At 58.4% G+C, this 14,144-nt stretch carries 10 protein-coding genes; all 10 read right to left on the bottom strand.

Translation table 11 applies throughout. The annotated features are described in order from the left end of the window. Positions 1 to 13: 13 nt before the first annotated feature. On the bottom strand, positions 14 to 2,407 hold the full coding sequence (locus VE009_RS15695) for a PAS domain S-box protein (RefSeq protein WP_325009198.1): 2,394 nt from the start codon (positions 2,405 to 2,407) through the stop codon (positions 14 to 16). 85 nt (positions 2,408 to 2,492) lie between these two features. Further along, entirely contained in the window at positions 2,493 to 4,310 is a 1,818-nt protein-coding gene (locus VE009_RS15690) for an ABC transporter ATP-binding protein (RefSeq protein ID WP_325009196.1), read from the bottom strand. 161 nt (positions 4,311 to 4,471) lie between these two features. Beyond that, a complete protein-coding gene (locus tag VE009_RS15685; protein WP_325009194.1) occupies positions 4,472 to 5,290 on the bottom strand; it encodes an SDR family oxidoreductase in 819 nt (272 codons plus the stop codon). After that, the gene (locus VE009_RS15680; RefSeq protein WP_325009192.1) at positions 5,277 to 5,774 is read right to left on the bottom strand and encodes a hypothetical protein; all 498 of its coding nucleotides are present in this window, start codon (positions 5,772 to 5,774) and stop codon (positions 5,277 to 5,279) included. The genes VE009_RS15685 and VE009_RS15680 overlap by 14 nt, the downstream gene beginning before the upstream one ends. 21 nt (positions 5,775 to 5,795) lie before the next feature. Beyond that, positions 5,796 to 6,596 carry a hypothetical protein gene (locus tag VE009_RS15675; RefSeq protein ID WP_325009190.1) on the bottom strand — a complete coding sequence of 267 codons (801 nt, stop codon included), beginning with the start codon at positions 6,594 to 6,596 and terminating at the stop codon, positions 5,796 to 5,798. Then, positions 6,589 to 9,075: an FtsX-like permease family protein gene (locus tag VE009_RS15670; RefSeq protein WP_325009188.1), complete on the bottom strand. Its 2,487-nt coding sequence runs from the start codon at positions 9,073 to 9,075 to the stop codon at positions 6,589 to 6,591. Before VE009_RS15670 ends, VE009_RS15675 begins: the two co-directional genes overlap by 8 nt. Further along, the gene (locus tag VE009_RS15665; RefSeq protein ID WP_325009186.1) at positions 9,072 to 9,764 is read right to left on the bottom strand and encodes an ABC transporter ATP-binding protein; all 693 of its coding nucleotides are present in this window, start codon (positions 9,762 to 9,764) and stop codon (positions 9,072 to 9,074) included. Before VE009_RS15665 ends, VE009_RS15670 begins: the two co-directional genes overlap by 4 nt. A 208-nt stretch (positions 9,765 to 9,972) precedes the next feature. Then, positions 9,973 to 10,944 (bottom strand): ROK family protein, encoded by a 972-nt coding sequence (locus VE009_RS15660; protein WP_325009184.1) that lies wholly within the window; start codon positions 10,942 to 10,944, stop codon positions 9,973 to 9,975. Next, positions 10,941 to 11,570 (bottom strand): SIS domain-containing protein, encoded by a 630-nt coding sequence (locus VE009_RS15655; RefSeq protein WP_325009182.1) that lies wholly within the window; start codon positions 11,568 to 11,570, stop codon positions 10,941 to 10,943. The genes VE009_RS15660 and VE009_RS15655 overlap by 4 nt, the downstream gene beginning before the upstream one ends. A 49-nt stretch (positions 11,571 to 11,619) precedes the next feature. Continuing rightward, positions 11,620 to 14,121 (bottom strand): alpha-mannosidase, encoded by a 2,502-nt coding sequence (locus VE009_RS15650; protein WP_325009180.1) that lies wholly within the window; start codon positions 14,119 to 14,121, stop codon positions 11,620 to 11,622. Between the last annotated feature and the right edge of the window lie 23 nt (positions 14,122 to 14,144).

The following is a 14,144-nucleotide window of genomic DNA, read 5'->3' as shown; positions in this document are numbered from 1 at the left end:
CTTCACCTTCGGATTATAGTTTTGGGAATTCGATGCGAACTTGAAAGCCTTGACCGGGGGCGGATCGAAACTCGACCTTCCCCTCGATGCTGATGACGCGTTTCTCGATGCCGGCGATCCCCATGTGTTGGAACGATTCCTCGAGCCCGGCCAAATTCATGCCGACGCCGTCGTCCGAATAAGCGAACACGATATTGCCGCCGCGGTCCGCGAGAGACATTGCGACCTTCCTTGCCCCGGAATGTTTATTCGCGTTGTTCAACAGCTCCTGCACGATGCGGTACATGCCGAGAATTTGCTCCTCGTTCAGCTTCGTCTGAAGGCCGTCGGCGGAAAACTCGATCTCGTAATTCGCGAACATTCTCGTGTACTCGAACAGACTTTTCAGCGACTCCACGAGCCCCATCTTCAAGAGGAACGGCGGGCGCAGTTCGTTGCACGTAATGCGAATTTGATGGATCGCGTCGAGCAGCCCTTCCTCGATTTGCGAAAGCTCGCGCCGCGTGGCGTCGTCGAAGGGGCGCTGCGAGCGGAGCGACTCGAGCTTCCGGTACCAGATGATCAAGTCCTGCAGCACCGAATCGTGCAGGTCGCTGGACAGCGTCGACCGTTCCTTCTCGGACAGCCGGAACAAGAGCCTTAGCATCCATTTCGGCGCGTCGTTCGTGGACACGGATCGTTCGAGCCGCTGCATCAAATCCTCGATGAGCTGCAGGTTGTCGTACAAAATCGTCGCATACCGGACGGCCGTCTCAAGCCACTCTTCCTCGATTTTCAGGAGCGAAGGCTTCGGCGCGATGCGCAGGTACACAGGATGCTGCTTCTCGCCGATGCGGATCCACGCCTCCTCCGTCCGCCCGGCATGCGCGTCCTCCCCGTGCGGCACTTCCTCGACCGCGACGTCCTCGACCTTCAAGACGGACCGCACTTCTTCGATCAATCGGCGCTCCAGCTCGGCCACCTTCATCACGTTCGCCAAATCGGCGGACAGACGGTTCAAACTTTGCTGCAAAAACTTGTACCGCTTCTCGCTCTCGATCAGCTCCCGCTCCTCGGCTTTCCGTTTTGTAATATCTTTCACGATGCCGTGGATGCCGTTGAGCCGGCCGGAAAGGAAGATCGGAACGAAGGTGATGTTCACGATGGTTTCGGCTCCCCGCCGCGCCAGGCGGCACTCGATATCCTTCGATTTGCCGCCCCGCACGACCTCCGAGAGCGTTTCGTACACCGCCGGATGATCTTCGTCGAAAATGATACCTAGAAAACAACGGTCCGAGAGGCGCTCGATGTCGACGCCCGTAATCGTCTCGAATACCGGGTTGGCGTTCACGAGGTGGAAGCCGTCCAGCTCGATCGAGAAGACGCCGTCCAAGTTGTTCTGGAACAAGGATTTATACCGCTGTTCGCTCTCCTCGAGGGCGAGCTCCGAGCGCTTCTTCTCGGTAATGTCCATTAAAATGCCGTCGAGCCGTTCGATGTCTCCTCGGTCGTTGATCGACGGATGCACGATCAGCTGCGCCCACCGCTGCTCCCCGGGCACGTGAATCCATCGGATCGATTCGCTGACCGATTGGCCGAGATCGAGCCGGCGTCTGATTTCGTGCATGAGCGCCGAATTGTCCTCCGGATGGATATGATCGTGCAGCCGAATCGGGCGGTTCATGATTTCCTCTTTCGGAATGCCGGAAAGCTTGTAGATGCTGTCGGAGCAAAACGAATACCGCGTAAAATCCTTATCCGTGGACCAAACCGCGGCGTTGACGTTATCCAAAATGTTCCCGAGCAGCTCCTCCGATTGCTTCCGTTCCGTGACGTCCCGCGCCACGGCGACGACGTACTTCACGTTCCCCTCGTTGTCCAGGACAGGCTTGACGCTGGATTCGACATACACCGTTCGGCCCTGCGCATCGATCACCCGGTACGCCAATTCGTAGGACGTCTTCCGGGCGACGACTTCCGCGTGGATGGAGCGCACCCGTTCACGGTCTTGCGGGTGAATCACGTCGAAGGCGTCCGCGCCTTCATACTCGGAAGGATCATACCCGGTCGATTGCCAGAATGCCGGTGAGACGAACCGGACGACGGAATCGTTGTCGACCAGAACGATCGTATCCGACGTATTTTGTGCGACGATGCGGTACCATTCGTCCCGTTCGCTCCTCGCGCCCGCCCCGGCGGCCGGATCGACGGCGACCATATAGGCGACGAGCCCGCCGTCGTCCGCTAAGACGGGCGATCTATCCCCCGCCGGCGCGCCGTCCCGTTCGACCTCGAGATCGAGGTACGCCGGGTTGGCCCAAAGCGTCCGTCCGTCCAAGGCGATTAACGCCATAGGCTGCGGCACGTACGTCAGGAGCCGCCTCGCGTTATTGATGATTTCCTCGTATATCGACACAGACCGCTGCATGACCTGCCTCCTCCGATTCGCTTACCTCAATTATAGAGGATATCTGGGATCTATATCGCGCAAAAAAATAGAGGGGTTCCGCAATTTATGCATAGGTTCCTTGCGCGGCGGCGTACGCGGCGTCCGACGGCGGTACGGCCGGCAGCCCCGCCGCATTTTGCTCCGCGTATAACGACGCGTAGTACCCTCGCGCTTGCAGCAGCTCTTCGTGCGTGCCTCGCTCGATCACCCGGCCTTCCTTCATGACGAAGATGGCGTCCGCATGGATGACGGTAGACAACCGATGCGCGATCATGATAACGGTTTTCTCTTGCCCGAACGCTTCGATCGATCGCAGCACCAGCTTTTCGCTTTCGTTGTCGAGCGCGCTCGTCGCTTCGTCCAGCAGCAGAATAGAAGGCTGCTTCAAGAACACCCGCGCCAGGGCGATGCGCTGCTTTTGGCCGCCCGACAGCTTGACGCCCCGCTCGCCGATTTCGGTGTCGTACCCGTTCGGCAGGGAACGAATGAAATCGTGCGCGTACGCTTGTTTCGCGGCCTCGACGATCTCCTCGTCCGTGGCGTCGAGACGGCCGATTCGAATATTGTCCTTGATCGACGAGCTGTACAAGAAGCTGTCCTGCGTCACGATGCCCATTTGCGCCCGCAGGCTTGCCAGGGAGAAGTCCTGGATGTTGACGCCGTCAATTCGCACGTCCCCGCCGTTCGCATCGTAAGCGCGCGTAAGGAGTTGAAGGATCGTGCTTTTCCCGCCCCCGCTTTCCCCGACGAATGCATACGTCTTTCCCTTGTGCAGCGTCAAAGAGAGGTCCCGGATCAATGCCTTATCGGGCCGGTAGGAGAACATGACGTTCCGGAACGAAATGCGGTCCGTAAATTCCCGCAGGACGAGCGGATGCGCCTTCTCCTTCACGGCCGGCTGCGTTTCCAGGAAGTCAAAAATCCGTTTCAAGGCGACGCTGCCTTCCGCGATCGCCGGGAACGCTTGGACGAGCGCGGATACCGGGCTGCGCATGCGGTCCACGTAAGCGAAGAAGGCGATCAGCGTCCCGAGCGTCACGCTGCCGTCGATGACGAACCAGCTTCCAGCCAGCACGACGACGAACGGCGCCGCGTCGCTTAGCACGTTCACGGCCGCTAGCGACACGGCGTTCGCCCGGGCCTGCCGATCCGTGATCCGCTCGTATCTAGCGAGATGCTCGACGAGCTCATCCCTGTCCTTCTTGTCGGACGAGAACAATTTGGACAGCAGCGCGCCCTGAATTTTCTCGAACACGAATCCCCCGAGCACGGAGCGGTAACTCATCATTTGACGCGTCGCGCTTTTGACTTTCGCGGACAGCAGATGCGCCAGAGCGAATTGAACGCCCACCAAGACGACCGCGAGGAGAGTCAGTCGAGCGTGCAGCGTCGCCATGATGCCGACGACGAAAGCAAGCACGGTCAGCTCGATCCAAAGGTTCGAAAACATCGCCGTCATGTAGCCTCTGATTTTCTCGATATCGTCGAAAAACCGCGTGCCGATCTCCCCGCTCTTGTGCTCCGCGAAATAGCTCGCGTCCAGCGCATGCACCTTCCGGAAGGCGTCGACGCGCAGCTCTTTGATGACGTTGTTGTTGGCCTTATGCAGGAAAAATTGTCTTACGTACTCCATCGGTCCCCGGACGAGGAAAAAGATCGACAGGACGAGGCCTGCCACGACGAGCAGCTGCTGCGCCTTGTCCGCGTAAGATAACGCCGCGTTCTGAAGCAAATCGTCGAATAAGTAGCGGATGACGATCGGTACGGACAACGGGATGAGAAAACGGAAGAGACTTCCGATAAAACCTAAAACGTACAAACCGCTTTGTTTTTTCACATAAGGCAGGAACTTCCGGAAAATTCCCGTTCGCGATGCCGGCATGGTCGATGTCCCCTTTGCGTGATTGGATAGGACCATGATAGCGCCGCGGAGGCGCCTCGAACGCGCAAACCCGCGGCATCCGTCCGCCAAAAAATTGCGCTCTCCCCGCAAAAAATAGAGCCTCCCCCGCAAAGGGGGAGGCTTGCCGCGACGCGCCGCCTTCATGCTCCGGGGGCCGAACGGTCCGAACGCCGAACCGGCGCTTCACGAAAGATAGCCGCCATGCAGCGGCGAACCCATGCCCGAGGCAGCAGGCGGCACAAACACAGGAGCGACGCGTTGAGTCGTCCCGCGACCGCCACAGCCTTCTTCGTTCGAAGCGCCTCGTACCCGCAGCGAGCGACGTCGGCCGGCTGCATAGCGATGCGTGCGACCAGCCGCTCCAACGGCCCCATGTTCAGTTCCCGAATAAACGTCGTGTCCGTAAACCCCGGGCACAGCGCCGTCACCGAGATATCGCCTTTCCCTCGGAGCTCGGCGTCGAGCGCCTCGGAGAACGACAAGACGTAAGCCTTCGTCGCCGCGTACACGCTCATCATCGGAGTCGGGAGGAAGGACGAAATCGACCCGACGTTCAAAATTCTCCCGAATCGACGCTCGACCATCCGCTGCGCGAACCGATGCGTCAGCTCCGTTAAGGCTGCCAGATTCAGCTGGATCATGCGGAGCTGCCGTTCGAGCGAAAGATCTTCGAGGCTTCCGTACATGCCGCTCCCCGCATTGTTTACGAGCACATGGACCTGCACGCCTTGTCTTTCCAACGTATCGTAAACATCAAGGGCGGCGCCCGGCTCCGTCAAATCTTTCGGAATGACGGTAACGACGCGCCCCAGCGCGGACAGCTCCGCTCGAAGCTCCTCCAGCCGCGCTTCGTTCCTCGCGACCAGAATGACGTGATTGTTCTTGCTTGCGAACGCCCTCGCCAATTCGCGGCCGATGCCGCCGCTCGCTCCCGTGATGAGCACGTTAAGGTTTTCCATGCTCATCCTCCAGCCGGCTAGGTTTGTAGGCGAGCATCATGACGAGCCCCGCCGCGACGAACAGCGCGAAGAGCGCGGCCATCGAAGGCGGCAGCGCCTTCCATGCAATGGCGAACCAGGCGAACAGCAGCGCCAGCGGGCTTGTCGCCCGCACCGCTAGATAGAGAAGCCTGCCGAAGGAGCGGCGATGAAGCGGCGTCGCTTCGATCAAGAGCAGCAGCGGATTGCAAATCGTGCCGAAAATCAACGGGATGACTACGTACGAAGGAAACGGCGTTCGCAGCGCAAGCTCCAGGACGTAGGCGAATCCCGCCGCGAACGCCTGCGTGAAGAAATCGAGGTGGGCGGACTTCAGCTTCCTCGGGTTCGTGAAAATCCGCGTCCACTTCGGCGAATTCTGGTAATGAACCGCGGCGAGCGGAAGGGACAGGGCAAGCCCGATCATGAAGGAAAAGAGGCCCCACTGCAAAATTTGAACAGTCATATGAATCCTCCTGACGCTCCGTCATTCCGGCACTTGAACGACATAATCGACCGAGAACACTTCGCCGTTCTGCTGGAACTGGGCCCAAATTTTATAAATCCCGCCTGTCGGGAACGTCGCCTCGAACCGCGCCTCCGGTCCCGTCCCTTGGTCTCCCTCGGCATGGACGTGGACGTAGCGCTCCCCGTCCGCCGACAGCACGACCACATGCCCGATGGCGCCGAGATACGGCTCCAGGTCCGTCACCGGCGCGCCGGACGCCTCGTCCGCGATCGCGAACGTCAGCGTCGTCTCCCGGTTCGCGCCGAGCTCGGTCAAGGTTAACTCGACCGTCCGGCCGCTCTCGCTGTCCGCGAGCTCCGCGGACGGCGCGATCGGCGCCGGCGCCGCCGGCTCGCCTTCGACGACGTTCCATGCCATCTTCGTCATCGAATCTCCGCCCGTGGGCTTGAAGTCGGCGATAAACCGGTAGTTCCCGCCCGCGGGGAACTCGTTATGAATCTCGAAGACGCCGCTGCCCCGGTATTCGGGATGAAGGTGCGCGAAATACGATAAATCTTCGCTGATGACGATGAGATGCAACAGCTTCTCGTGATTGAGGTCGAACGACTCGATCGGCTCCCCGTCCTTCGTCTTCAGTTCGACGGCGACGAGCGTCCCGTTCGCGCCGTCCTCCCGGACGGTCCAATTCGCCTGAACCATGTCCGCCATAATCCGGTCGCTCGTTTCGACGACCTCTTCGGTTTCCCACGACGCATTCCCCCCGCAGGCGGTCAAGAAGACCGCCGCGGCAAGGAATACGAATATTAATCGTTTACTCATAACGAAGCGCCTCGCTTAAAGGAGTTTTGGCGGCCTTTGCGGCCGGCGAAAAGCTGGAGATCAAGCTGACGAGCATGCCGAACAGGCCGACGAGCGAAAGAATGAGCCACGACACGCCGAAGTCGTACGTGAGCGAATTGATTTCCAGAAATGTGGACGTCATGTAAATCAGGAGCACCCCGAACAGACAGCCGATGATCGTGGCGGCGAGGCCGATGCCGAAGCCCTCGAGCATGATCATGCCGACGATTTGGCGGCGCGTGACGCCGACCGCGCGCATCATGCCGATTTCCCGAACCCGCTCCATAATGTTCATTAACAACGTGTTCGTAATGCCGATCCCGGAGATGAGAATCGCGAGCACGACGAGGAAGTTGATCACGCCGAACGAACCCGTGAGCGTCGCCCCAATGACCGATACCCAATCCTCCGGTCCGAACATCTCCTCGATCCGCACGCCGAACTGGTCGAAGATGTTTTCCCGCAGCTGCAGCGGCGAGACCGTGTCGTCCTTGATGACGAGCGCATTACGCTCGTATTTCAACCCGATCGTCTCTCGGAAATGTTCCTCGTTCATGAAAGCCGCGTATCCGCTGTTTTTCATCGTGTCGACGACGGCGACGACCGTGAACGGCTGCTTGCCGTCAAGCGTATCCAATACGATCCGCTCCCCGATCGCTCCGCCCCATACGCCGAAGGCGATCCGGTCGAGCGCGACCTCGTCTGCCCCAAGGCTGCCGATGACGTCGCTCGGCGCGCGGCCCTCGGCCATGAACAACGGGAACCGGTCGATCCATTCCGCGCCGACGCCGTAGACGGGGAGCTTGCGCTCCTTCCCGTTCACCTCCCACACCGCAGCCTGCAGCGGGTACGTGACGGCATCCGCCACCCCCTCGGTACGCTTCAGCGTCTCGATATCGGTCGGCTCGATATGGTGGAACATCACGTCCAAGTTTCCGCCGTAGGTGGCGTGAATGATTTTCTCGTACGATTGAATCAACGCCGAGTTCAGAGAGCTCATCAAGACGATCATCGCGAGGCCTAAGGACAAAATGACCGACGTCATGGACGTGCGCGCGACGTTGCGGAGCAAATTGCGCGCGGCGACGTCCCCGGCGAACCGGAACGTCTTCCGATATGCCGGCCTCAAGATGCGAACCGTCGCCTGGAACAAATACGGGAAGAGGAGCACGACCCCGGCGAGCAGCGGCACGGCCAACATTAGACTTTTGACGAAAAAGCTGCAGCCGATCAGGACGACGCCCGCGGCAAGCTGCCATTTGCGCACAGACCCGCCCGCGGGCCGGCTGTCTTTGAGCACGTCGATGACGCTGACATTCCCGGCTTGCCGCACCGGGTACCACGACGCTGCGAGCGGAACGAGCATCCCGGCCAAGACGGAGACGACGACCCCGCGCGTGAAATCCATGCTCGTTTCGTCATGGACGCCGAACAGCATGAAGATGGCCGTTCGCAGCAGCTGCGCCAATCCGAAGCCGAGGATGAGCCCCGCCGCCGTCCCGACGACGGACATCAGCAGCACTTCGAACAAGACGAAGCCTTGCAGCTGGCGAGGGGTGTAGCCGATCGTCTTCAACGCGGCGAACTCTTTCTTGCGTTCTTGAACGCTGACGTACAAGGAATTGAAAATGACGAACGCGCTGAGCGCGATGCCGAGGAAGCCGGCGATATACAGCGCAAGGAAAAACGTATTCGCGTCCTTGAATTGAGAATCGAAGTCCACGATGATCGGCTGCACGTAGATATCGCCTTCGTGCTCGGCCAGGTGGTCCAGCTCGCCTTCGAGCCGCGAGACGTCCGCGCCGTTGGCGGCTTTCACTTGAACCGCCTCGATCTTCCCCGCCAGATCAAACCATTCCTGCATGAGCGGCAGCGGCACCGCGACGGTCCACGGATGGTATTTCGCCATCATCCAGCTGGAGGGGCCCATCAGTTCGACCGTATATTTGACGACGGCGGCGATGGGAACCTCCCGAACCGTACCCTCGATTACGAAGGCTACCTTGTCGCCCGCGCCCAGCCCCCACGCTTTCGCCGTTCGATCCGTAATGACGGCGCCGCCTCCGTTCAGCTCCCCTTCGATGGCCTTAAATTTCGTGATCGGCGTGTCCAAGCTGCTATATCCTTTCAGGTCGACACGTTTCTGAATCGCGGAGATGCCGTCGTCTTCCCAATGCAGCTCCGCCGCCTGCTGCAGCGCCGCTACCGCCACCGCGCCGTCGACTCGCCCTACTTCCTCGAATACGTCTTCGGAGAAGAACGCTTCGGTTCCCATTACGGTGAAATCCGCCTTGCCGAAAGCTTCTTTCAAATATAGCGGAAACACCTTCTTCGCGGACTCCACCGACGCCAGCACGCCGAAGGTGGACGCGACGCCGATGACGATGGACAGCGTCGTTAAGAAGGATCTCAGCTTTCTGCGCGACAAGTTGCGCCATGCGATACGCCACGGATTCATCGGCTCAACGCTCCTTCCCGCTCTTCGCGAACGACTTCCCCGTCGCGGAAATGAATCAAGCGATCGGCCGTCTCCGCCGCCTGCCTGTCGTGCGTCACCATGACGACGGTGATGCGTTCCTCCCGATTCAATCGAGAGAGCAGCGCCAGGATGTCCTCGCCGTTTTTCCGGTCCAGGTTACCCGTCGGTTCATCCGCCAAAATCAGCTTCGGCTTCATGGCCAGCGCCCGGGCGATGGCGACGCGCTGCTGCTGTCCGCCGCTTAATTGCGACGGGAAGTTCGACGCTTTGCCTTCCAGATTGACTTCGCGGATCAATCGCGCGACGACCGCGTCGACGTCCGCTTTCGAGGCGCCGTTCGCGGAGAGCGGAAGCGCGATATTTTCCGCGACCGTCATCGTCGGCAGCAATTGATAGTTTTGAAATACGAATCCGACCTTACGCCGGCGGAACAGCGTCCGCTCCGCTTCGTCAAGCGTCTCTAACCGTTCGCCGTCGACGATGACGGAGCCGGTCGTCGGGAGATCGAGCCCTCCCAAGATTTGCAGGAGCGTGCTCTTCCCCGAGCCGCTCGGCCCCATGACGGCGATAAATTCGCCTTCCCCGATGCGCAGGCTCGTTTCCTTCAGCGCGGTGAACTGCCCCGCTTCCAAGACGTACGTTTTGCTGACGTTCTCTAATTGAATCATTCCGATCGTCCTCCTTGTTCTCGTTGGTTTCATCATAGCCCCGCAACGCCCTCCGCATCGCGCAAACGATGCGCGCCCCCCGCGCAAACATTGCGTGCCCGCCGCGCAAAATTTTGCGTCGTCCGCGCAAAACGAATAAGCCCCGAGCGTTCCCGCCCGGGGTGTGACCTGTATTCGATTCAGTTCGAACCATATGCGCGCAATGATTCTATCGTCTCTGGTCAAATGCATAAAGCGCAACGGATAAGGCGGCATAGTCGCCAACCTGCTCCCCCAACCCTGCAGGAACAACGCTACAGGCCGAGAGTGATACGGATAACGCCTCTTTCCGAAGTGCCTCGAGCATGACGGGCTCGAGCAGCTCCCGCTGACGGGCGAAGATACTGCCGATCACGATGCGTTCAGGGTTCAAGAGGTCGACGATGATAGCTGCGCCCTGCCCCAATCTCTCGCCCACGATGCGAAATACTTTCAAAGCGAGCGGCTCCCCTTCCCGGGCTGCCGCTGCGACGATCTCGGCGGTAAGGCGGGGAAGATCCTCCTTCTTCCGGTACCAGCTTCCGCTCTCCCCCCTCTCCAACGCCTCGTTCGCAAGTTTGCCAGCTAGCCTAACAATGCCGCCGCCGCTGCAGTACCCCTCGAATGAGCCGGGCTTGCCATGCCCTATCGGCCCGTCCTCCGTTAATCGGATGTGTCCTACCTCGCCCGCGTTGTCGTTCGTTCCGGAATACAACTTTCCGTTAATGATGATGCCAGCCCCCATGCCTGTCCCGAACGTTAGAAATACGACATTCCGGAGACCTTGTCCAGCCCCCCACATCCATTCCGCTAGGGCGCACGCGTTTGCGTCGTTCTGCAATCGGACCGGAACGCCGTACTCGGCTTCGAACGGTGACACGATTTGAACGCCTTCCCACCCCGGCAGATTCGGCGGGCTGAGAATCAGCCCCGCTTCGCTGTTCAAGGGCCCCCCGCAGCTGATTCCGATAGCGTCCGGCTTCGATATCCTCTGATCTCCCAGCATTTCGTTCAACCGTTCGATAAGGTGGGACACCGTGCGTTCCGGCGATTTTAGTGTCTTGAATTTCTTTTTCGACAGCAACGTTATATGCCCGTTCCCCGCTCTCCCTAAGCTGACGGCACATTTCGTCCCTCCAATATCGATGCCTGCGAGTATCACGGTCCGAAAAACTCCCTTTCCAACAAAATACATAACGTATGGTATACCGGCAGGTGACGCTCTTGTATTTGGGGAGTTTCATCCCAGGGCACTTGTATCGTAACGTCGCAAATCCCTTTTAATCGTCCGCCGTCCCGCCCGCTGAACCCGATCGTCCGCATCCCCATCGCTTTGGCGACCTGAGCCGCCCGAACTACATTCGCGGAATTCCCCGAAGTACTAAGACCGATCAGGGTGTCGCCCGGCTTCCCGTACCCATACACTTGCTGCGCGAACGCCATCTCCGGCGACACGTCGTTGGTGTATGCGCTGACGAGCGCCGTATGGCTCGTTAAAGAAATCGCCGGCAACGCGCCTTGCAAATGATCGGCTAGGAACGCTCCCTCATTCGGGTAATAATGAATCAGCCGGTCACGATCTTCCGGCGCAATCGGCCGCTTTGAACGAAACCCTTTCATTAATTCGCCGACGATGTGCTCGCTATCTGAAGCGCTTCCCCCATTTCCGCAGATGAGCGCTTTTCCGCCGGATCGGTAGGTCCCTTTCAAGATTTCAAAGGCCTGCGCGATGGCACCGGCGCAACTCTCTAGTTCGGGGTATTTCGTGAACAGATGTGTTAATTCCATCTTTGCGTTAGCCCCTTTCCCCCGAAAAATATTCATCTCCTCGCGTGCTTCAATGGCCCGGCCGATCCGTATTGACGGCGAACTCAATCAGATTGGTTTCCCTCACGGTTTCGGCTTCGTCTATAGGAATGTAGAACGTTTTGATTTCGCAACCTATAAACGTTGCTGTCCAACGGCGGCCCAATGACGCCAGTTCGAATTCCGTCTCGGCCGCTTGTCCGGTCGTTTCGTAAGCGCGCAAGATGTACCCCTCCCCATCTTCCGCAAGCTTGAAGGCGGTCGCGACTACCTGATCGGAAGTGATGCGCAACCCGACATACCGCTGCGGCAGCGGACCGCGATGGTACGTTTCGACAATAGTTACCGGGGGAACGTTTAGCTCAAAAGCTTTCCGCACGACGGCAGCCCCTCTCCAATCGCCCTCGTGGGGGACCAGTTCCAACGTAAAATGATGTTCTCCTTGATCCATATAGGGGGCCAGCTCGTCGCGTTCCCCATAATGGTCCGCAAATTGAGGGCTGCGCACGACCGTCAGGCAAAGATCGCGGTCCAGAACGTCATATGCATACTTATTCGTGTTTAGCAACGCGAAGCCAAACGGCCGGGCTCTGCCGTCCGCCGATACCCCTGTGAGATCCACCCATTGTTGACCGGGCTTCTCCTTGCCGTCCGCCTCTCTTTCCAAGAATGCGTAAGGAATCTCGCTGACCGCTCTCGTGCGGTCCAACGAGACCGGGAACGAAAGTTTTAACATGCTATGCCGTTCTCGCCAATCGAGGCGAGCTTCTACTCGGATGGAAGAGGCGTCTCTGTAGAGAATATAATCCATCTGAAGCGTAGATTGGCGGTACCGACTCGTTACCCGAATGACCGCCCGAAGCGGCCCTCGCTCGATGACTTTCGCGCTAGCTTCGCCGAATTTCCCCTTTTCCTTCCGATATGCGGTCAAGTTATGTCCCCAGGTATCGCTGTCTTCCTCGTCGATGACGATTGGAACCGCTCCGTTTCCTTCGAACACTTCAAGATTTGCCCCTTTATGAAGCAACCTCTTGATATGTCCCGTGGCCGGATCGATTTCCAGAAGAACGTTGGCGTTTTCCAGGAAAGTATCCTCGGCCTGCAACTCACCCGGAATCGGCGTATGAGCCGGTTCGCGATCCAAGTAAGCCCAGTACACGCGATACCCCATCGCGGGGACGCGCGCCATAAACATCGTGTCCCACTTGTCCGCTCCGTTCGTTCGAGAAGCTCGAACTTGTTGGATCGGTATATGTCGATCCTCATCATCCGTAATCGCCTTTACCTGTTTCGTTATCTTAACCGGTGCGTCCACTTCCCAAGATAAAGGGTTAAATACGACAACAGGCACGCCAAGGTCGCCTTGTTCCCAGAGCATCCAATCTTTCTCTTTGCTTAACGCTTCAACCCCCGGTTTCATGGTGTCGATCGACCAGGATATTTTCTGCAGTGCAGCGTTAAGCGCTTTCGCCCCGATGTGCAGAGCTTCGCCGTAACTTTCGCGCGAATCCTCATAAGCCTCTTTAATAGAGCATCCGCCCATAATATCGTGGAACTGGTTAAACAAAACGTTTTCCCACGCTGTCCGAAGCCTCCCTCCGGGATAAGGAAGACCTAATAATTTGTGGGCTAGAGCGCTGAATTTTTCCGCACTGAGAAGCCGGTGTTCCGATGCGCGGTTTAATGCTTTCGTCTCCGAATGGGCGGAATAACAACCGATCGCATGCGGCTGCAAATCGTCTCTCACGACCGGCAGCCGCGACGTGTCCAAGGAACGCAACGCTTCAAAATACTGCGTCGGAGAGCTGCATTGCAGCGGGACGCTCTCGGCTTCTGCCCGGTACTTCCTCATCAAGCGCAAATTTTCGATCGTCGGCCCGCCTCCGTGATTCCCTACCCCATAAAAACACATCAGCGGAAACGAGGAATCCTTCATCCTTTCAGCATGTTTACCGATTTTCTCTTCCAGCGTGCAGCCCCACATGCCGTAGCTCATGATAAGGCGGTAAGCGAGTACTCGCGTTCCGTCCGGACCTTCCCACCAGAACAAATCCGAGGGCAGCGTCTTCTCATTGGCGTCGGGGCGGCCGAACACATAGTAATTTAATCCGCTCTTCTTCAATATTTGCGGAAGTGCTCCGTTATGGCCGAACGAATCTACGTTATACCCCACATCGGCGAGCTTGCCGAATTTTTCGAGAAAATAACGTTGGCTGTATAGCGCCTGCCTCGCGAACGATTCGCCGCTAGGCAAATTGCAGTCCGGTTGGATCCACCAACCCCCGGTAATAATCCATCGGCCTTCTGATACGCGCATGCGGATCTCCTCGAACATCTCCGGCGCGTTTTCTTCCACCCAACGATAATAAGCGGCTCCCGCGCAGGTGAAGACAAATTCGGGAAATTCCTTCAATCGGTCGAGCGCCGACCTGAAGGTCGCCTTGATTTCAGCGAATCCTTCCTGCCACTGCCATAACCATACCGGATCCAAATGCGCGTTACCGATCATGTGCAAAGGAAATTTATTTTTCATATTCCGCCCTCCTTCGTTCTCTG

The sequence above is a fragment of the Paenibacillus sp. genome (assembly GCF_035645195.1).
Lineage (GTDB): Bacteria > Bacillota > Bacilli > Paenibacillales > YIM-B00363 > Paenibacillus_AE.
The sequence above is the reverse complement of the archived record's forward strand: the minus strand, read 5'-3'. Positions and strand labels throughout refer to the sequence as shown.